Raw genomic sequence first — 20,162 nt, forward strand, 5'->3', positions numbered from 1 at the left:
GATCCGTTCATTAGGGCGAATGACGAAATTCAAAACCCCATAAGCAGAGGGAACATTATGAGCGATACTGCCGACCGCGTGCAGAAGATTGTTGTCGAGCACCTTGGTGTTGAGGCCGACAAGGTCACCCAGGAAGCCAGCTTCATCGACGATCTGGGCGCAGACAGCCTCGACATCGTCGAACTGGTGATGGCGTTCGAAGAAGAATTCGGCGTCGAAATCCCTGACGATGCGGCTGAAAAGATCACCACCGTCGGTGACGCCACGAAATATATTGAAGACAACAAGGGCTAGGTCCTTCACGTCTTTCGCCCGCACGCAGGTGGCAACGCCATCACATTGGCGGGATATTGACAGGCTCGGCCCCTTGGGGTTGAGCCTGTTGCATTCTGGTCGCCCGAAAGTGCGATCCTGAACTGGAATACGGAGAAATCGATGCGTCGTGTCGTCGTTACCGGTCTTGGCCTTGTTACCCCCCTGGGTGGCGATGTAGAGACGAGCTGGAGCAATCTGATCGCTGGCAAGAGCGGGGCGGGCCCGATCACCCGTTTCGATGCCTCTGACCAGAAGTGCCAGATTGCCTGCGAAGTGAAACCGGCCGATCATGAATACGGCTTCGATCCCAACAAGCGCGTCGATCACAAGGTCCAGCGCCAGGTGGATCCCTTCATCATCTACGGCATCGACGCGGCGGGCCAGGCGCTCGAAGACGCCGGCCTGGCCGAGATGGATGAAGACCTGAAGCTGCGCACCGGTTGCTCGATCGGTTCAGGCATTGGCGGATTGCCGGGGATCGAAAGCGAATCGATCGTGCTGCACGAACGCGGGCCGGGCCGTGTCAGCCCGCATTTCGTCCATGGACGATTGATCAACCTCATCAGCGGCCAGGTTTCGATCAAATACGGGTTGATGGGGCCCAACCATGCGGTCGTCACGGCATGCTCAACCGGGGCGCATTCGATCGGCGATGCAGCGCGCATGATCAAGGATGGCGATGCCGATGTAATGCTGGCGGGTGGCTCGGAATCGACCATCAATCCGCTCGGCGTGGCCGGTTTCGCGCAGGCGCGGGCGCTCAACATGAGCATGAATGACCGTCCGACCGAGGCCAGCCGCCCCTATGACAAGGACCGCGACGGCTTCGTGATGGGCGAAGGTGCTGGCGTGGTCGTGCTTGAGGAATATGAACACGCCAAGGCGCGCGGCGCGAAGATCTATGCCGAAGTGGTTGGTTATGGCCTGTCGGGCGATGCCTATCACGTCACTGCCCCGCACCCTGAAGGAAAGGGTGCGCAGCTGGCGATGGAAATGGCGCTGCGCAAGGCCGGAATGGGACGTGGCGACATCGATTATGTCAATGCGCATGGCACCTCGACGATGGCTGACACGATCGAGCTAGCTGCAGTCAAGCGTGTGCTGGGTGATGACCTTTCGGGGGCATCGATGAGCAGCACCAAATCGGCTATCGGCCACCTGCTGGGCGGTGCCGGTGCGGTTGAGGCGATCTTCTGCATCCTTGCGATGCGCGACCAGATCGTGCCGCCCACGCTCAATCTGCACAATCCGGACGAAGGCACCGAAGGCGTCGACCTTGTTCCACTGGTGGCGAAGAAGCGGCAAGTTCGTGCCGTGCTCAACAACAGCTTCGGCTTTGGCGGCACCAATGCCTCGCTGGTGATGAAGCAGGTCAGCTGACGTGAAACGCGGCGGCTGCCTCGTTGCGGCCATCCTGGCGCTGCTCGTGGCGGGGGCAATTGCGCTGTCGGCGCTGTTCGGTTCAGCCAGGATCGAACAGGCGACAACCTTTGTCATTCCCTCAGGCTCGTCGCTCACCGCAGTGGCGAAGAAGCTTGAGGATGAAGGGCTGATCAGTTCGGCTGACGGTTTCGTTCTGCATGCCAGGTTGCTGGGCGGAGATGCGCCGATTCAGGCCGGGGAATTCCGGCTGACCCCGGATATGGGGCAGGGCGACATCCTGCGCGCCTTCCAGCAGGGCGACGTTATCCGCCGTTTCGTGACCATTCCCGAAGGCATGCCGTCGATCATGGTCTACGAACGCCTGATGGCGGAGGAACTGCTTACGGGTGAAGTCGCGGTGCCTGCCGAGGGATCGGTATTGCCCGATACCTATGATTTCGAACGCGGTGAGCCGCGCGCTGCGGTCCTTGCGCGGATGCAGGATGCGATGACCGGCTATCTCGATGAGGCGTGGGCAAAGCGCAGCCCCAGTGCGGCAGTGAAGTCCAAACGCGAAGCGGTGATCCTGGCCTCGATTATCGAGAAGGAGACGCAGGACAAGGAGGAGCTTGGCCTTGTGTCCGGCGTGCTCTCCAACCGCATTCGCATCGGCATGATGCTGGGCGCCGATGCGACCACCATCTATCCGATCACGAAGGGCAAGCCGCTGGGCCGCATGATCCGCCGGTCGGAACTGCGCGATGCCAATCCCTACAACACCAGAGCAATAGCCGGGCTACCCGTTGGGCCGATCTCCAACCCCAGCCGCGCGGCGATAACGGCGGCGCTCAATCCGGCGAAAACCAGCGCGCTTTACTATGTCGCCGATGGCAGCGGCGGGCATGTGTTTGCCGAAACGCTGGAAGAGCATAACCGCAACGTGGCGGCATGGCGCAGGTTTCGCGCGGAGAAGGGCATCTAGGTTCCTGACCCTCGGCGGCGCCTTAAGGCGTGACGATGTCGAAGGTTCCCGGCATCGGGTCGAGCGCGTCAAGCAAGTCCTGCAGCGCCCCCGCGTCGCCTTCCACCTTCAGCCCGGCTGCCTGCATCTGCGCCAGCGGCAGTTTGAGGAACATCAGCCCCAGCAGCAATTGGCGCGGGCCGGTGATGGTCGCTGCCGCCGCCTCGCCGGTTTCGCCCATCCGCGCGATCAGCACGCTGTCATTGGCTTCCAGGACCGCCGTTTCGCCGCGATCGCTGAGATTGATCTGCACGCGCAGGAGATCGCGCCCAAGCCGGGTGGGATCATAACGGGTTGCAACCGAATCAAGCAGCAGGCCAGTGGGAACTGCGGCGATCATGTCCGTGCTTTGTGTGGCGAAATTGTCTGGCCTTCCGTTGCGCAGCTCGTAGGCGGCAGCCAGGAACTGGTTACGCCAGATCGCACTTTCTGACTGGTAGCCTTGCTGCTCGTAACTGTCAGCCAGCAGCCCCTTGGCTTCGGTATTTTCAGGCTCGGCAAATACAAGCTGCTGCAACAGGTCTGATGACCAGCGATAGTCGCCCTTGGCCATGGCATTTCGGGCCAGCGCGATCACGCGCTCGGCGCCGCCCAGCGCCGCGATCATGCGGGCCGCACGGGCAACCGGCGGGTGGGGGTTGAGGTGGGCCGGCACAGCGTCATACCAGCCGAGATAATATTGGTAGATCGCCTTCGAATTGTGGCTGTAGGTGCCGTAATAGCCGTGGTTTGACCATTCATCGGCCAATTGCGGCGGCAGCGGCACCGCCTCGGCGATCTCGGCCATGGTCGCGCCCCGGTTCATCAGCCGCACGGTCTGGTCATGCAGATAGCGGTAGTTATCGCGTTGTGCGCTGAGCCACGCCACCCCTGCCTCGCGCCCAAATTGCGGCCAGCAGTGGCTCGAGATCACGACGTCGCTTTTCGGCGCGAAATCCTGCACTGCCTCGTCGAGGAAATGCGCCCAGGCACGTGCATCGCGCACCTTCGCCCCGCGCGGGGTGAGGATATTGTGCATGGTGCAGGTCGCGATCTCGGCCGCAAGGAATGTCTTGGCGGGCGTGACAAACACATTGAGTTCGGCGGGCGCCTCGCTGCCTGAAACGATCTGGAACTCCAGTTCCACGCCATCGACTGTGCGGGTCTCCCCCGTGCGGGTGATCGTGTCGGTGGGCGGGAGCAGGCTGATCGTGCCGCGAGATACGGCTGCACCAATTCCGCTGCCCATCTGGCCACTATTCCCCGGCACCAGCCCGGCACCGAACTGATAGGCCGCGCGGCGCTGCATGGCGCCGCCAGCCATCACGTTCTCGGACGCTGCCTCTTCCATGAAATGTTCGGGCGCGATGATCTGCGTGCGCCCCGCCGCCACATCCTCTGCGCTTGTCACGCCGCGCACGCCGCCAAAGTGATCGGCATGGCTGTGGCTGTAGATCACTGCGGAAACGGGGCGCTCGCCCAGTGTAGCATTGACCAGCTCGAGCGCCGCAGCTGCAACCTCGCTGGTGGTCAGCGGATCGATCAGGATCCACCCGGTTTCGCCGCGCACCACCGTCATGTTCGAAAGGTCAAAGCCGCGCACCTGCCACACGCCGCCTGCTACCTCGAACAGGCCGTGGTGCCTCAGATAGCGCATGTGCCGCCACAGGCTGGGGTTGACCGTGGCGGGCGCCTCGCCCTCGACAAAACCATAGGCATCGAGGTTCCAGACTGGCTCGCCTGCCGCATTGCGGATGATCGGGTCATCGCGCGTGGCCACGAAGCCGCGCAGGGCGAAATCCGCATCGCGCGTGCCGTCAGCCGGCAGGGCTGCTGCCACGGCCTGCTGCGCTTCCACCGTTGCCGGGGAGGCGGGCTTTGCTCCCTCTTGTGCCGCTGCAACGCTTGTGAGCGAGATCCCGGCCAGGAAGCCTGCCAGCATGGTTCTTGTCATTTCCCTCTCCCCTTGTCTTGTTGCCAGATTGCTCGATATGGGCTGCGGCGACAAGCTATCATATCAGGAGGCGCCGCATGGGAAGCTCGCCATTCATCGTCACTGCGGCGCTGCCCGATGACATCTTCGCCTGGGCCGATGACTTGCGGCGTGCCCACTTCCCGCCCGAGCGCAATCACCTGCATGCCCACGTCACCCTGTTCCACGCCTTTGCCCCGGCCTTGTTTCAGGAATTGCGCGACTATTTGCCGCGGGTTGCGCGCGAATTTGCGCCTCCGGTGGGGCGGATTGCCGGGTTGATGAATCTGGGCAAGGGGACCGCGATCGCGCTTCACAGCCCCGAACTGCTCGGGATCAGGGCACAGATTGCCGATCATTTTCACGGCAGCCTGACCGCGCAGGACCTGCACGAGCCAAGGCTGCACATCACCATCCAGAACAAGGTGACGAAGGAAGAGGCGCGCGCGCTGCAGGCGGGTTTGCGCGGTGCGATCGAACCGCGAGAGTTCGCCTTTCCCGCGCTCGAACTGCACATCTATCGCGGCGGCCCGTGGGAGTTTGTGAAGCGTTGCGCCTTTCGGCGGCAATAGCAGTTGACCGGGGCGAGGCTGCGCCCTAAATGCGCCGCCTGCCGAGCGGGCGTTTGCCCCGGCAAGCCTTTCGGGGCGGAGTAGCTCAGGTGGTTAGAGCAGCGGAATCATAATCCGCGTGTCGGGGGTTCGAGTCCCTCCTCCGCTACCATTTCGTCCAGGATTGCGGTCTGGTTTGCGTTGTCGCCGCTGGCCATGAGCGCTGGCTTAAGCTCGGCTTGTAAGCATCGATCCAGTCGACGCCCGGAATTTCCATCATTTATGCGCTTGCCCCTGAACCAATTGGCCGAAATCGGGTGCGGCGCGAACACCCGTTTGGCGAATTAACGATCTGTAGCGTTACCGGCATCAAGGCTTTCAATAACTTTGGCGAGTTTTGCCCGCACCTCGCCGGCAGCGCTGACAAGATCCGGGTTCTCGATAGCCTGCATCGATGCAACTGGATCAATCGCCGCCACTTCAGTGTGCCTATCATCGATCGCTTGCACAACGACATTGCATGGCAGCATCGTCCCGACCTTGTCCTCGATCTGCAGTGCCTGATAGGCCAGCTTCGGGTTGCAAGCCCCAAGGATTGTATAGGGGCGGAATTCCACCCCGATCTTGGTCTTGAGAGCCTCTTGCATGTCGATGCGTGAGATGATGCCAAAGCCTTCGGTCTGAAGGGCCAGTTCGGTCCTTTCGATCGCTTCGGAGAACGAGGTCTCCAGAATTGTCGCTAGATAGTAGGTCAATGGATAGTCTCCATTCGCTGGAAGGTGAGACGTGTGTGTCTGGATTCATTCTGACCCAAGCTGAACTACACCCTTTCAACGCAAAGATCGAATGGCGGCCATCTGGCTCTACGTTGAAGGTCGGCTTCAGATCACCTTAGAGGGAGGCCTCTTGCGCGCCAGCGCCGCGTCAAATGACCTCTTTCTTGCGGTAGGATCGGCCGATCGGGACTTCCATGCCGTTGTCGAGCGTCACGGACGCCCGGCGCTGTTCGAAGATCCGGTCGCGCCGCACGACAAAGGATCGGTGGACTTGGACGAAGTCCTTCTCGGGCAAGGTCTCGAGCAGGTTTCGAAGCGTGGTCGTGGCGAGACAATTTCCTTCGTCGCTCCAGACCTTGACGAAGTTTCCCTCGGCCTGAAAACCGGAGATGCGGTCCAGCCTCAACCGGCGGGTTGCACCGTCGACCCGCAAGGCCAGATATTCCTGCTCGCTTGGCATGTCCTGTTTCTGCTCGGCCAGGCGCCGCCGCGCCTTGTCCAGCGCCGCAGCGAACCGGTCCGAGCTCACCGGCTTTAGCAAGTAGTCGACCACGTCGAGTTCGAAGCCGTCGAGCGCATGCTCGCGGTGCGCGCTGACGATGATTGCGAGTGGAGGGGCCTCCAGCCCGCGCAGCAGGTCAAGGCCGCCGAAGCGCGGCATGCGGACGTCGAGAAACATCAGGTCGACGGGAACTTCGCTGATCTTCACGAGGGCTTCGGCAGCGTTGTGACACTGGCCCACAACCCGCAAGTCAGGATGCGCGCGGCAATGGTGCAGCAGGACTTCGTGCGCCAAAGGCTCGTCATCGACCAGAAGCACGTTCAGCATGGGCGAAGTTCCAGTTCCAGCACTGCGCGCCATCCTTCCCCGCTTCGCTCGCTGCTCAGACCGGAACTGTCTCCGAAAATCAGTTCAAGCCGGCGGCGAAGATTGGCCAGGCCAAGGCTCGATGTCTTTGAGCGCACTGTATCTGGGTCGAGCGAGTTTTCGCAGACAAAGCGCATATGGGTGGCAGAAACACTCAGGTCGATCGTGAGTTCACTCGCCCGGTCCGTAGGTTCGATACCATGCTTGAACGCATTCTCGACCAGCATGATCAGCAGCAGCGGCGGGATACACAACCGGTCCGAAACTTCCGGCCAATTACATCGGACCACGCAGCGATCCCCCAAACGCAACAGCTGCAGGGCGATATAGTTGCGCAAATATTCAATCTCTTCGTCGAGACGGACCAGATCACGTTGCCCGTCATATACAGTGTAACGTAGCAGATCGGACAATTTGACAACGGCATCGGCGGCGGACGAGCGATCCTTGAGACACAGGGCGTATAGCGTGTTGAGCGAGTTGAACAGGAAGTGGGGGTTGATCTGTTGCTGCAGGAGAGCAAGCTCGGCGCTCACCTGTTCGTGGCGCCCGGCCGCATCGCGCTGCTCGGCAAGCAAGCGTTCGCTCGCCAGCACGATGGGCATCGTCACCGCGAGAAAAACGAAGGTGAAGCCATAATTGAGCGGATCGAATAGTTGGCGATCTTCGGATGGCAGAAGGCTCCATTCCGGCAGGTTGATCGGCAGTTGCAGGACAAGGCTGGCCATAAGCGGCGTCGCGATGATCCAGTAACTCAATGACGACAGCGCAAAGAATGTCCAGCCATGGCCGCCCAGCGCGCGCCGGACCAGGAGATAACGGCTGCCCCAGTAGAACGCGTAGAGGAGCAATGCCACGATCGCGAACTGCCAGAGGTAATACAGGGCTTCACCCGGATGACGGGCGAGGCGCACGGGATCGAACCACACGGTAAACGGCTGGTTCCGCACTGCGTCGGCGGTCGATGCGAAGAGTGAAGTCGTCGCCAGTGCCCATCCCATCAGAAGTGCGAGCATCGAACCGTCCAACGTGACCGGCAAACGGCGCAAAAGCGACGCAATTTCACCGGCGCGGAGGCGATAGCTGGACCTGCCGCCTGCCAGTAATGCCATGGCACTGAAGGCAGCTGCGGTCGCGCACTCGCGCATGCCTGGCAGCAGACTGTCGAATTCGCCGCGTGTGGGAACCCAAAAGACGGCGATCGGATAAAGCGCGAAGCCTGCCAGCCAAGCGGCCAATGCCGCAAGCGGTCGCAGACGAAACGCTGAGAGATGCGCAGCCACGAACGGCAGGCTCACCAATCCAGTCTGTGCCACATGCAGCGCGAAGCTGCCCAGCGTTTCATCGCCTGCGGCGTGATGCCGCCATAGCGCAGAGAGCAGGACTGCGGCGATCATAGGCATCAGCTGCACCGACCAGTTCGTCACCGACGCAGGGATGGTTTGAGGCCTCGTCATTACTCCTGCCTTGCCGCTACCGATTGGGTTGGCACGTTCTGCACTTTCCTTCGAATCAAATTCATTCGTGAATGACGAACGGCGCAAAAACGATGATGAGCGGCCGTGTGAACCGATTCTGGTCAATGACGGGTCGTTTGTCACTACCAGCGTCCACTTGGTCATTCGGCAATTGCGAGTTGGCCGGTCGCCCGCAAGGCCAGTGCTCCTGCAATTGGAGGCACCATGCTGGCAATCCGCAATCTCTCAAAGACCTATCGCGGCGCGGTTCGTGCACTCGATGGGCTCGAACTCGACATCGCTGCCGGTATGTTCGGCCTGTTGGGCCCCAACGGAGCAGGCAAGAGCACTCTGATGCGCACGCTCGCCGGGCTTCAATTGCCCGATCAGGGGAGCATCCATTTCGATGGCGTGAGCGTGCTTGATGATCCATTCGCGCTGCGGAAACGCCTTGGCTACCTGCCGCAATCCTTTGGCGCATACCCCTACATCGGCTGTCGCGCGTTGCTGCGCCACATGGCCGTGCTGAAAGGTTTGCCAGATTCAATCGAGACCCAATCCGAGGTGGATCGGCTGCTCGAACTTACCAATCTCACACAGCACGCGCGGCGGCCAGTAAGCACCTTTTCGGGCGGTATGCGCCAGCGTTTTGGCATCGCGCAGGCGCTGCTGGGCGATCCAGCGCTGCTGATACTCGACGAGCCGACTGCCGGGCTCGATCCGGAGGAGCGGCTGCGGCTTTACAACCTCTTGAGCCAGCTAAGTGACGACAGGATCGTGCTGCTTTCGACCCATATCGTCGACGATGCCGAGCAGCTCTGCCCCGAAGTCGCGATCATAGTCGGCGGGGGCATCAGGGCTCGTGGTGGCACGGAGCAGTTGGTGAAGGAACTCGAGGGCTGCGTCTGGCAGGGATCGGCCGAGCCGAGTGCGCAAAGCGGCGCGGTCCTGCTCAACTCGGCCTATCGCCAAGGCGTTCAAATTTACCGCTACTTCAGCCGCACCTGTCCAGCTGCAGGTTTCGAGGCGGTCCGGCCGAATCTTGAAGACCGCTATTTCCTTGAATTGCGCGGATGCGAGGTTGGAGCGTGTTAGGCCGGCTACAGCTGGGCAATGAATGGCGGTTCCTGAGCCGCCAACCGTTGGTATGGCTGGCACTGGCCGGTGCTGTAATAATGAGCGCGGTCATGGCCGGGGGCAGTCCGGCTCCCTCCGGCAGCACGCCAGCTGAGGCGCTTCTGCGGGTCAACCTGTTCATCCCGGCCTTCATCCTGCCATTCCTTGCCGCAGCACTCGGGCCGACGGTGTTTCTCCGCGAGGTCGAACATGACATGAGCGAGATCGTCGGCAGCTATCCTATGACTGTCAGGCACTGGCTGGGGGTGCGGCTGGGTAGCTGCCTGATCTTGCTTGTTGCGGCCTGCGCGCTGGCGCAGCTTGCCATGCTGGCCACGCTGGCATCTGCCGATCCCGCTGCCGTGCCAGGGCTAGCGCTGCAGTCGCTGGGCTGGTTGCTCGTGATCCATGCTCCAGCCTGCCTGATCTGGTCTTGCCTGCTTGCGCGGTTGAGCTGCGCAACGGGGCACCCCGGCATCCTCTATTTCGCCGCCGGCTTTGGTTGGGTAGCCTATATCGCGCTCGCAATGCTGACAGGCACACCGCTGATTGGCGGAAGCTATGTCGCATGGGAACCATTGCGCCAGGCTCTGATCATCTTTGACCCTTACGCGATCACCGCGCTGGTGAACCCTATGCCCGAGAACGGTATGCTGCAATCGCGCGCTGCGAACATCGCGCTTGGCCGGATTGCATGGCTTGCGGTGTGCCTGTGGATGCTGCGCGGGATTATCGACTTGCCTGCCCGCAGCCGGCGAGAAGAGAAGGCCGGCAAGATTGAAAATCCAGACCAGTCACTTCTGCCCGATGTGGTCAGCAGGCTACCTGGCTGGGCAAGGCACGCCGGCCTTCACCTGCGCCATGTCATGCGTGATAGGGCCTTCCCCTTGATGGTCGGGGGGTGGCTCCTGCTGCTTGGCCCTGAAGTCTATAGCGGGCTGGACTATGCAGAACCATTGGCGCAGGTCGATCCGGACAGTCGCGACGCTCTCAACCGTGTGATGTGGGACATTGTGCCGATTGCAGCAGCCCTCTTGCTGCTCTACGCGGCAGACCGGGTTTGCCGGATGTATGGCGCTGTTCGGATGCATGAGCTGGTTGCGGCGACGCCCTATCGTTCATGGCTGATGGTTTGTGTCCAAATCCTCGCCTTGTGGATTGTAGCGGTATTTTTCCTCGCACTTGCCGGGTTGGCGGTGGCGGCGGCGCAGCTGACAGCGGGAAGTCCGATCGAGCTGCGGGAATATATGCTCCAGCTGGGGCTCGCGCTTCCGCAACTGCTGCTCTTTGGCATGCTGTTTGCGGCAGTTCACGCGCTCATTCGGCTGCGATTTGCAGCCAACTTGGTCAACCTCCTGCTGGTCATTTTGGGTTTCTCCAGCCTCGCGCCGTCACTCGGTTTCCATCACCCGCTCTGGCAGCCCCTTGCATCCCCGTTGGCCGCGCCGGACCATTACTGGGGCTTCGAAGGTAGCATTGCGGGCTACGCGCCATACCTCGTCTTCTGGTCTGCGGTTTGCCTGGCGCTAGTCCTGCTGGGGATGGTGTTAAACCATCGGGGCATGGCATTTCGTCAAATGTATTGGCGTAGTGCTCTGCGGCATCCAGCCATTGCGCTGGTCCTGGCCCTGGTTGTCGGCAGTGCCATTCAAGGGCGCCTGATCCATGTGGCACTTGCCGATGAAGGCTTGCTGGTCAGCCCAGACGAGCGAATTGCACAGCGCGCTGATTATGAGCGGAACTATGCGCAATGGGATGCGGTGGCCCAGCCTGATGTCGCGGCAGTGCGTGTCCAGGTCGATTTTCATCCGTCCTTGCGCAGCGCGCAACTGCGCGCGTCGATGACGCTGGTCAACCGCACGAAAGTGCCGATCGAACAGGTGCTGGTGGGCCGCAACCAGATCCCCTGGAATGGCGATGTCCACATGGGGGACGCAGCGTTGGTGCAAGCCGATGCACGATTGGGGCAGGATATCTTCCGCTTTCAAAGGGCGATGCAACCGGGCGAGACACGCGAACTGAGCATGGCGGCCTCGTTCAGGCAATCCGGGCTTGTGACGGCGTCGATGCCGCTTGTGCTGCGTCCTACATTCAGCAGTCTGCCTGCGCATGCATTGTTGCCCGTGATCGGTTTCGAGCGGGAATTCACCTTGCGTGACCCTGATCTGCGCCGCGCGCAAGGGCTGCCCGAGCGGCAGTTGACGCCGCCCAGCCTCTTGCCTCCACAGCCCGCGCGACTGTCAGCGGACCTAGCGAATATCGAGACCCTGATCACCACCGAAAAGGAAAATCACGCGATCGCCCCGGGAGAGCTGGTGAGCAGCTGGCGGGCGAAAGGACGCAATCACTTCCTCTATCGCAGCGAGGGCGCAATGCGGAACCTTCCCGCTTTCTATTCGGTCCCCTGGCAGCCACAGACATGGATGGCAGGCCCGATTGCGCTGGAAGTGCATGCCCCGCAGCGACTCTCTGCCGATGATCCCAATCTGCGTGCCATGCGTGACACGCTGGACTGGCTCGGTAGCGAAGTCGCGCCCTATCAGTCGCGCACCTTGCGCCTGGTCGCGGTGCCGGAGGCGGGGCTGAGCGGCTATGCCTTGCCGCAGACAGTTCTGCTGTCACATAGACTGGCAATTCGCGCGCATCCAACGGCCGATGCGGGGTTTAGCCAGGCCTATCGCCGCGCGGCGCATGAGACCGCGCACCAATGGTTCGGTCACATGATCGGACATGGCATTCCCGAAGAACACGGATTTCTGGTTGAATCGCTCACCAAATACGCCGAACTCGTGATTCTCGAGCGGCATGAGGGGGGCGCTGCCATGCAGGCGCTCGTCGCTTACGAATGGGATCGGTATCGCGGGGCGAGGCTGGATCTCGCTACACCCGTTGCGCCGCTAATCGATGCCGAAGAGATCGAAGACATGTATTCGCGCGCGACGCTGGTGTTTGCCTGCCTTCGACAACAGATTGGCGACGAATCCATACTCAAGGCGCTCCGGACAATTATCAGCCAAGGCGAGACGGCTGGCAGGCCGGTGCGATCGGTCGATTTCGTCGATGCCCTCATCGAAGCAGCCAATCCCATGGCAGAAGAAACCATCCGGGCACTCTTACTCGATCGTGCGCCTATTCCGGTTACCTTGGCAAAGTCCGGTTGCGACCTGAATGGCCCACAGTTTCTTGCGCGGTGACATTCTCAGGTCCTTTTCCGGTGCCGTCGGATCCGTTCCCTGACCAAGAGCAGGCAAATTGGGCATTACGCGAAAGGCGATTGCCAGCCCGTTTGTCTCGCCATCCGGATGCGTGTGCGACGCTTTCCTGCGGAGTCATAATCCGCGTGTCGGGGGGCGCCCACCTCCTCGGCTACCAGGCTTTTCAGAAATTGCGGGCTTGCGACCGTAGCTGCTGGGGCTGTTTGGAGCTTACTTTATGGCATCTGATTGCATGTAGTTGAAAGAACCCGCCTCTCTGGAGGAGTGCTAGTAGCGTGGTTGAGGTAGAACAGCCGACGTTCCTTGTGGATTGAGCAAGGCCTGTCACAGCATTAAAGCACGGCTACGGCGTGGAGCTTGATCTTGATTTGAAGCCCGTCATTCGGAGAACCCAGGATAAATTGTCAAAGCCGGGAACCTTGCCGAACTAATACCATCCAATGTTTGCACGATTGCTTGGAGGCAAACATTGAAAACGACATCGCTGGCTGACCAGACTTTTACGGCTTCCCTTCACGAGAAAGATTCGCGTCATGGCATCGAGGCTTATTCGAGCGGCTATTCACCCCTGCAGGACGCCATTCGCGCATTGATCATCGCCGCCGGAGACGATCCTGACCGCGAAGGTCTGAAGGAGACGCCCGCAAGAGTTGAACGGGCATATTCGGAGTGGTTTGCGGGTTACTCGATCGACCCAGGCGACCTGCTTCGCAAGACGTTCAGTGAAACCAGCGAATACGAAGAGACAGTGCTGCTGCAGGATATTCCCCTAGTGTCCACTTGCGAGCATCACCTGGCACCCATAATCGGCAGAGCACATGTGGCCTATCGTCCGCATCGGCGCGTAGTCGGTATCTCAAAACTGTCGCGACTGGTCGATGCATTTGCAAGGCGGCTACAGCTCCAGGAAAGGCTTACGCAGCAGATCGCGGGGGCAATTGAGGCCGCGCTTCAGCCGCGGGGAGTGGCAGTGGTCATCGAGGCTAGTCACGCCTGCATGTCCACTAGAGGTGTCAACCAGCATGGGGTAACAATGAAAACGCAATGCTGGCTGGGTGATTTCAAATTGGACACTCGCCTACGAGCCGAGCTGCTTGGCTCGCTGACTGCTGCATAGGAAATGACCGTGACCGGCAAGCCCAATCGCGCGATTGATTATCACAACATCAATGATCTCGAGCTTGCAGCGCTGGCTGCTGATCGTGATCCGCAGGCCGTGCGCACCATTACGACGCGAAATAACCAGAGGCTTTTCAGGGTTGCGTGGGGGATTCTCCGTAACCGGACAGAAGCGGAAGACGCTGTGCAAAGTGCGTATCTTCGTGCGTTCTCTTCGCTCGACAAGTTCCAAGGCCGCTCGGCTCTTTCGACCTGGCTGACCAGGATCGTCATAAACGAGGCGCTTGGTGCAAAGAGAGCGCGCGAACGGCAACGCCAGATGCTGGAGACAAATGAAGTGGCCGTATTGGATCTGTATCGGGAAGAACTCATGCAAGGATCACTTGACCGAGCCAGCAACGGAGAGCAGGTCGCGCGCCTACAGATCAGGGGAATTCTGGAACGGGCGATTGCAGCCTTGCCCCAGGAATTCAGGCTGGTCTTCATCCTGCGAGAGGTTGAAGGACTAAGCGTCAAGGATACTGCCGATGCATTGGGAGTGGTCGAGGGAACGGTCAAAACCCGCCTTCACAGGGCCCGGTTGAGACTTCAGGAAATGCTTGCACCGGAAGTTCGCGACGTGTTGCAGGGAACATTCCCGTTCGCAGGGCCGGACTGCGACAGAATGACGAGCGCGGTAGTTGCCGAAATATGCGGCTCAGTATCCCGAAAATCCCAGGCAAAAAGGAAAAATCCAACCCCTGCATGGTCGCCGGGGAACCTTTGAGCGTCAATCCCATCCAATGAAGTGACCGCCTGATGCGGTAGCTTAACGAGGAGATTGAAATGCTCAGGGTAATGTTCTTGGGGATGGCTATTGCGTCCAGTTCGCTCGCAGCAGCATCAAACGATAATGCAAGCAGCGCCGCCAGCACTCAAGAGACCAGCATTGGCGACGCCGAGATTGCGCACATAGCCTATACCGCCGGACAACTGGACGTCGTGGCTGCACAGCAGGCGCTAGAGCGATCGACCGATAAAGACGTGCGCGCCTTTGCCGCCACCATGCTGCGTGATCACAAGGCCGTGAACGATCTGGCCCTGGCGCTGGTCAAAAAACTGGGCGTCACGCCTCAGGCGAACCCCGTCAGCCAGAACCTGACTGACGAGGCTGATGCTGTGCGAGCACGCATCGCCAAGCTCTCGGGCAAGGCGTTTGACCGCGCATATATCGACAGGGAAGTCGGGTTTCATGCGGCAGTCAACGAAGCCCTGCGGAGCACGCTTATTCCGGCTGCGCAGCATCCCGAACTCAAGGATCTCCTTGAGCAAGGTCTTGCCTTGTTCAGCGCTCATCAACAACATGCCGAGGACCTCGCGAGAGAACTTCAATGACAGCGGGGCGCGGATTTGTCGGAGTGCTCGCCTGGGCGGCCTTGGTAATTGGTTCTTCCACGCTACTCGCGACGAATTCCCAATCGCGCAGGGTACATGTGATTTCGATCGAGAAGATGAAGTTCGCGAGTGTGCCTGCGAACCTGAAGGTTGGTGATACGATCAGGTGGGTCAATCGTGATGCCGTTCCGCACACGGCCACTGCGCGTGACCGGAGTTTTGATGTCACAATACCGGGTAACAGCATCCGTGAAATGAAGATTCTGAAAAAAGGGCAACATGAATTTTTCTGCCGCTTTCACCCGGCCATGAAAGGCGTCCTTTCTGCTGCCCCCTGAAGGAGGTCCTTTCTGTTACCCGCAGATGGATTTGCCTGCACGGCAGCCAATCTGCGGGGTTCCCCTCTGCGATACTCCACGTCGCAGAGGGGAATTTTTGGGGTTCGTGTTGTCCCTGGTTCGGTACCAGCTTCTGATGAGAAAACTGTGAGTGGCGGTATTGTCGCAAGGCTACTGCGAAGTGCAACAACAAGCCGAAGACTTAGATTGCCCACGAGCCGTCGCGCGGTTTGCGAAGCAATTCGTCTGCTTGGAGGAGTGCTTACGGGGCACAGGCGGGGGCAATTCAAAACGTCCGAAAATTACGCCGCTAGCGACGGTGTAGCCTGGGAGTGTATGTCGCCTCAACCGATCACGCCTTGCTGCTGATGGGCGCCTATGGCCACTCGCCGATCCGCCGCATGATCGTGGGCAGCACGACGACCGAGATGGTGCGCACGGTGAAGGTTCCGGTGCTGATGGTGCGATAGCGCCGATCGATCCAGCCCGTTTCCGCGATGGACTGCGCCGCCGTTCAGATCGCCAGCACAAGCCCGCCCCAAGGGGGCAGCACAGCCTTGCTTCCTTCAACAGTTCCGGGCAGGCCATAATCCAGTTTCTCGGCCGGACAGGGAAGTTGATATTCAACCTCCTTGTCGCCGAGATTGAACAGGCACAGCAGCGGGCCATCACCTTCTGCCTCGCCGCGCTCAAACGCCAGGATCGGCTCGGGCGCATCAAGGAACCGGCTGCTGCCAAGCCGCAAGGCCGGGTGGGCCTTGCGAAAGGCGATGAATTTGCGGGTCAGCGCCAGGGTGGAAGCCGGATCGGATTCCTGAACATCCACGGCATAGTCATGATGCAGGGGATCCACCGGCAGCCATGGCTCGACGGTGCTGAATCCGGCATTGGGCTGATCCTTGGCCCAGGGAATCGGAGTGCGGCAGCCATCGCGCCCAAGGCTGTCAGGCCAGAACCGGATTCCTTCCGGGTCCTGCAGCCTTTCGAACGGCACATCTGCCTGCGGCAAGCCAAGTTCGTCACCCTGATAGAGGAATATTGTGCCCCGCAGGCACATCAGGATTCCCATCAGCAGATTCGCAAACTCATCACCGGCTGCCTCGCCGCCCCAACGGGTACGGGCGCGCACGACATCGTGATTGGAAAACGACCAGCTTGGCCAGGACGTTTCGCTGGTCCAGCTTTCCAGCGCATTCCTGATGAGTCCCGTCGTCAGCGGTCCATTTTCGAGCAGCAGGAAGTTATACGCTGTGTGGAGCCTGCCAGGTTCGGTATATTCGATCGAGCGGTCGATATAGGAATCGCTGCCGATCTCCGCCACGGTCATCAATTCGCCATAGCTGTCGACCACGCGCCGCAGTTCGCCCATGAATTCGAGATTTTCGGGTTGTGACCGGTCATGGAGATGCCGTTGATGCCAATAGGGGCGGGCGAACCCGCCGTCCGGCGATTTGGGCGGATTGTCGCGCAATTGCGGATCGCAGTAATAGAAATTGGCGACATCAAGGCGGAAACCGTCGACCCCCCGCTCAAGCCAGAATCGCGCGGCATCGAGTATCTCCGCGCGCACTTCGGCGTTGTGAAAGTTCAAATCGGGTTGTTCGGACAGGAAATTGTGCATGTAATACTGCTTACGCCGCGAGTCCCATGACCAGGCCTGCCCTCCGAACAGCGAGATCCAGTTGTTCGGTGGCCCCCCGTCGGGCCTGGCATCGGCCCAGACGTACCAATCGGATTTGGAATTATCGCGCGAGCGGCGACTTTCCTTGAACCATTCGTGCTGGTCGGAAGTATGCGAGTAAACCTGGTCGATCACCAGTTTCAGGCCGCGCGCATGCGCCCCCTCAAGAACATTGTCGAAATCGGCAAGCGTGCCGAAGATGGGATCGACCTTGCGATAATCGGAGATGTCATACCCGAAATCACGCATCGGCGATTCGAAGAACGGCGAAAGCCAGACTCCGTCAACGCCCAGTTGCGCGAGGTAATCCATGCGCGATAACACGCCGGGCAGGTCGCCCACGCCGTCATTGTCGGAATCGCAAAAGCTGCGGGGATAAACTTGATAGATTACTCCGCCACGCCACCATTCGGTCATTTTTGCTCGGTCCTCCGGGGATTGTTGGATGGCATGTCGTTGCAAACCGTTGCAAAGCCAGCGATGCAATTCTTATGATATGCATTTCATAAATGATATGATAGGGCTTTTGCAAGTGACCTTGGACGAATGATGGGCGGAGCAACCGCTGGTCCGGGCTAATTGAGGGGGGAGCAAGCTCGATGACGTCTGACGCAAGCGCTGTTGATCCAGCTGGCGCATCGGTGAAAAGCCGGATGACAGGACTTTTTGCGACGGCGGCCATCTTGAGTGCAGCCTACGGAGTGTTCGCGATCCTGCTCAATAGCGTGGGAACGGTCATTCTTCAGTCGATCGTCTATTTTCGGGTCGATAATGTTACAGCGTCAACGCTTGAGGCATTCAAGGACCTGACCATTGCGGTCGTATCATTCATTATCGCGGCGCAATTGCCTCGCTTCGGGCTCAAGCGATCGATGCTTGCCGCCTTGGCGATAGCCGGGGCGGGTTGCGTGCTGGTTCCGCTTGCAGACGTGTTCTGGGCAACGCAGGCGATGTTCTTTTGCACCGGTTTCGGTTTCGCCCTGATGAAGGTGTCGGTCTATTCGGCGGTCGGGCTGCTTAGCGACAGCACGGCCACCCACGCCCGCTTGCTTGGTATTATCGAGGCGGTCTTCATGACCGCTGTTGTCGCCAGCGCGTGGATCTTTGCATACTTCATTGATCCGACCGATGCCGCTTCGTCATCCTGGCTCGATACCTATTGGTTGCTGGCAGCGTTGTGCCTTGTGGCCGGTCTGCTTGTCGCTGTGATGCAGATCGATGAGAGCCGGCTTGCAGAAGAAGCAGAAGGCAAACCGGCGTCGGTTGCATTTCGCGAGATGATCGCACTGGTCGTCTTGCGAATAACGCAGATTTTCGTAGTCGGTGTGTTTCTCTACGTATTCATCGAGCAGGGCCTGGGAACCTGGCTTCCCACTATCAATCATCAGATGCTTGGGCTTGATGGCCAGATTGCCGTGCAGGCGGCTTCGGCCTTCGCGCTGGCGATAGCAGCCGGGCGTTTCTGTGCAGGACTGGTTGTTACGCGGGTTGGATGGTTTCCGCTTCTGATGGGGTGCTTCATTGGAATGGCGCTGATTCTGGGAGTGGTTCCAAGCATGGCTGCCGCCGTCGATGGCAGGCAGGTGACGAACTGGGGCGATGTTCCATTCGTGACATTCGTTTTGCCGGCGATCGGCTTTTTCATGGCTCCCATCTACCCAACGCTTAATTCGGTTGTGCTTTCCACCATCCCCCCGGCCAAGCAGGCGGGGTTGATCGGGTTGATCGTGGTCTTTTCGGCATTGGGCGGCACCGCTGGCTCGCGCATGGTCGCGGAGCTGTTTTCCGCCATTCCCAGTGCCGATGTGCTCTACAGCCTGCTGCTTCCGATCATCCTGTTGGCTGCGGCCACTGTCTGGCTTCGCCGGCTGGCCCAGGCTTGACGGTTGACGGCATGGGCACTTTGCCAAAGGGCTAGCTCGGGCTGATTGGCAGTTTCAGGTTTCCCGCTCTATCAGCCGGGTCGGCAATAACGTTGAATTGGCCCTGCCGCCTTCGACGAGTTGCATAAGCTTTTCGACCAGGATGGCGCCCGCGAGGTGGGTCTCCTGCTCGACCGTGGTGATTGCGGGTGTGAAGTCCGCTGCGGGCGGAATGTTGTTGTAACCGACCAGCGAATAATCTCCAGGAGAGTTCAGGCCTGCTTCGCGCAATCCCGAGATTGCTGCCATTGCGGCAGTGTCGGAAAAGCAGAAAATCGCATCGGGGGCCGGATTCCGGCCGATATAGGATTTCACCGCGTCAAATGTGGCGGAATAGGACATAGCCGGCACCGGCAGCGTATCGATGGTGACTTCAGCGCCGGATTCGTGCGCCGCCGATTCAAGTCCGGCATGTCGCATGCGAAATTCGATATGATTGTCATTGCCGACATAAAGCCAGCGCTTGCGATTTGAACGGAGGAAATAACGGCCCGCCAGTTGCCCTCCCAGAAAATTGTCACTGCCCACCGCGCAATAGGGTTCAGACGGGTCAACCGCGCCCCAAACCACGAAGGGAACCTTGGTTTTTGCCAGTTTACGCAACAAGGGATCGCGTTCGCCCTGGCCCAGGAAAACGAAACCGTCCACCACCCTTGCGTTGATCTGGTCCAGATAGTCGCGTGCGTCCCCTGAAGAAGGTGGGGCCAGGAGCAAGTCAAGATTTCGGACCGAAAGGGCTTCGGCTACCCCGGCGAGCAATTCGAAAATGAACGGATCGGCAATGCGGCCACCGCGGAACGAGCCGAAATCGAGCACAACTGCGATCGTGTCAGTGCGGGTCTGGCGGAGTTTTTGTGCATTGCGATTGACGGCATAGCCATGTTCGCGCGCGATCCTGAGCACATGCTCGCGCGTTTTCTCGGTTACCAGCGGGCTGCCAGAGAGCACGCGCGACACGGTGGGCTTGGACACATTGGCCAGCCGGGCAATGTCCGCCATGCTGACCCCCATTGCGCGCGACCTTCCGTGTCGCGTTGGCGGGCTTTTTTCACTGGTCATTCAATCATTCCCCCGGGTTCGCTCAATGCTGCGCTCC

The 20,162-nt window shown here is 60.0% G+C and carries 18 protein-coding genes and 1 tRNA gene; 13 read left to right on the forward strand and 6 right to left on the reverse strand.

Annotated elements, in window-relative coordinates; all coding sequences use genetic code 11:
- Nucleotides 1-57 precede the first annotated feature (57 nt).
- The 3 genes from ACX2DJ_RS12195 (at nucleotide 58) to mltG (ending at nucleotide 2,659) form a co-directional block, all read left to right on the forward strand.
- Nucleotides 58-294, forward strand: a complete 237-nt coding sequence (locus ACX2DJ_RS12195; RefSeq protein WP_462572949.1) for an acyl carrier protein — start codon at nucleotides 58-60, stop codon at nucleotides 292-294.
- 141 nt (nucleotides 295-435) lie between these two features.
- On the forward strand, nucleotides 436-1,695 hold the full coding sequence (gene fabF / locus ACX2DJ_RS12200) for a beta-ketoacyl-ACP synthase II (protein WP_462572951.1): 1,260 nt from the start codon (nucleotides 436-438) through the stop codon (nucleotides 1,693-1,695).
- 1 nt (nucleotide 1,696) lies between these two features.
- Entirely contained in the window at nucleotides 1,697-2,659 is a 963-nt protein-coding gene (gene mltG / locus ACX2DJ_RS12205; RefSeq protein WP_462572953.1) for an endolytic transglycosylase MltG, read from the forward strand.
- A 22-nt stretch (nucleotides 2,660-2,681) separates the two neighbouring features.
- On the opposite strand, the gene ACX2DJ_RS12210 is transcribed toward mltG, so the two are convergent.
- Nucleotides 2,682-4,631, reverse strand: a complete 1,950-nt coding sequence (locus ACX2DJ_RS12210; protein ID WP_462572955.1) for an alkyl/aryl-sulfatase — start codon at nucleotides 4,629-4,631, stop codon at nucleotides 2,682-2,684.
- A gap of 77 nt (nucleotides 4,632-4,708) precedes the next feature.
- On the opposite strand from ACX2DJ_RS12210, the gene ACX2DJ_RS12215 reads away from it, so the two are divergent.
- Together ACX2DJ_RS12215 and ACX2DJ_RS12220 are read left to right on the forward strand one after the other, a co-directional pair.
- Nucleotides 4,709-5,221, forward strand: coding sequence for a 2'-5' RNA ligase family protein (locus tag ACX2DJ_RS12215; RefSeq protein ID WP_462572957.1), 513 nt, complete (start codon nucleotides 4,709-4,711; stop codon nucleotides 5,219-5,221).
- Nucleotides 5,222-5,295: 74 nt separating this feature from the next.
- Nucleotides 5,296-5,372: transfer RNA gene (locus ACX2DJ_RS12220), tRNA-Met, on the forward strand.
- A gap of 172 nt (nucleotides 5,373-5,544) precedes the next feature.
- On the opposite strand, the gene ACX2DJ_RS12225 is transcribed toward ACX2DJ_RS12220, so the two are convergent.
- The 3 genes from ACX2DJ_RS12225 to ACX2DJ_RS12235 form a co-directional block, all read right to left on the reverse strand.
- Nucleotides 5,545-5,955: a DUF302 domain-containing protein gene (locus ACX2DJ_RS12225; protein WP_462572959.1), complete on the reverse strand. Its 411-nt coding sequence runs from the start codon at nucleotides 5,953-5,955 to the stop codon at nucleotides 5,545-5,547.
- A 169-nt stretch (nucleotides 5,956-6,124) separates the two neighbouring features.
- On the reverse strand, nucleotides 6,125-6,805 hold the full coding sequence (locus tag ACX2DJ_RS12230; RefSeq protein WP_462572960.1) for a LytR/AlgR family response regulator transcription factor: 681 nt from the start codon (nucleotides 6,803-6,805) through the stop codon (nucleotides 6,125-6,127).
- A complete protein-coding gene (locus ACX2DJ_RS12235) occupies nucleotides 6,799-8,301 on the reverse strand; it encodes a sensor histidine kinase (RefSeq protein ID WP_462572962.1) in 1,503 nt (500 codons plus the stop codon). Before ACX2DJ_RS12235 ends, ACX2DJ_RS12230 begins: the two co-directional genes overlap by 7 nt.
- Nucleotides 8,302-8,526: 225 nt before the next feature.
- Here ACX2DJ_RS12235 and ACX2DJ_RS12240 point away from each other — a divergent pair, with 225 nt between their 5' ends.
- From ACX2DJ_RS12240 to ACX2DJ_RS12270, 7 genes are all read left to right on the forward strand, one after another.
- A complete protein-coding gene (locus tag ACX2DJ_RS12240; protein ID WP_462572963.1) occupies nucleotides 8,527-9,396 on the forward strand; it encodes an ABC transporter ATP-binding protein in 870 nt (289 codons plus the stop codon).
- Nucleotides 9,390-12,611 (forward strand): M1 family aminopeptidase, encoded by a 3,222-nt coding sequence (locus ACX2DJ_RS12245; protein WP_462572965.1) that lies wholly within the window; start codon nucleotides 9,390-9,392, stop codon nucleotides 12,609-12,611. The genes ACX2DJ_RS12240 and ACX2DJ_RS12245 overlap by 7 nt, the downstream gene beginning before the upstream one ends.
- Before the next feature lie 490 nt (nucleotides 12,612-13,101).
- A complete protein-coding gene (folE, locus tag ACX2DJ_RS12250; RefSeq protein ID WP_462572967.1) occupies nucleotides 13,102-13,749 on the forward strand; it encodes a GTP cyclohydrolase I FolE in 648 nt (215 codons plus the stop codon).
- Nucleotides 13,750-13,758: 9 nt separating this feature from the next.
- Complete coding sequence (locus ACX2DJ_RS12255; protein WP_462572969.1) at nucleotides 13,759-14,517, forward strand: RNA polymerase sigma factor; 759 nt, start codon at nucleotides 13,759-13,761, stop codon at nucleotides 14,515-14,517.
- A gap of 59 nt (nucleotides 14,518-14,576) precedes the next feature.
- Nucleotides 14,577-15,125: a DUF4142 domain-containing protein gene (locus ACX2DJ_RS12260; RefSeq protein ID WP_462572971.1), complete on the forward strand. Its 549-nt coding sequence runs from the start codon at nucleotides 14,577-14,579 to the stop codon at nucleotides 15,123-15,125.
- Nucleotides 15,122-15,463, forward strand: a complete 342-nt coding sequence (locus ACX2DJ_RS12265) for a cupredoxin domain-containing protein (RefSeq protein ID WP_462572972.1) — start codon at nucleotides 15,122-15,124, stop codon at nucleotides 15,461-15,463. The genes ACX2DJ_RS12260 and ACX2DJ_RS12265 overlap by 4 nt, the downstream gene beginning before the upstream one ends.
- 332 nt (nucleotides 15,464-15,795) lie before the next feature.
- Nucleotides 15,796-15,933, forward strand: a complete 138-nt coding sequence (locus tag ACX2DJ_RS12270) for a universal stress protein (protein WP_462572974.1) — start codon at nucleotides 15,796-15,798, stop codon at nucleotides 15,931-15,933.
- Between the two features lie 44 nt (nucleotides 15,934-15,977).
- On the opposite strand, the gene ACX2DJ_RS12275 is transcribed toward ACX2DJ_RS12270, so the two are convergent.
- Nucleotides 15,978-17,561: an alpha-amylase family glycosyl hydrolase gene (locus tag ACX2DJ_RS12275; protein WP_462572976.1), complete on the reverse strand. Its 1,584-nt coding sequence runs from the start codon at nucleotides 17,559-17,561 to the stop codon at nucleotides 15,978-15,980.
- 266 nt (nucleotides 17,562-17,827) lie between these two features.
- Here ACX2DJ_RS12275 and ACX2DJ_RS12280 point away from each other — a divergent pair, with 266 nt between their 5' ends.
- Nucleotides 17,828-19,027: an MFS transporter gene (locus tag ACX2DJ_RS12280; RefSeq protein WP_462572977.1), complete on the forward strand. Its 1,200-nt coding sequence runs from the start codon at nucleotides 17,828-17,830 to the stop codon at nucleotides 19,025-19,027.
- A 54-nt stretch (nucleotides 19,028-19,081) separates the two neighbouring features.
- Here the strand turns inward: ACX2DJ_RS12280 and ACX2DJ_RS12285 are convergent, their stop codons facing one another.
- Nucleotides 19,082-20,125 (reverse strand): LacI family DNA-binding transcriptional regulator, encoded by a 1,044-nt coding sequence (locus tag ACX2DJ_RS12285; protein ID WP_462572979.1) that lies wholly within the window; start codon nucleotides 20,123-20,125, stop codon nucleotides 19,082-19,084.
- Nucleotides 20,126-20,162 lie beyond the last annotated feature (37 nt).

The sequence above is a fragment of the Altererythrobacter chaiwopuensis genome (assembly GCF_054957755.1).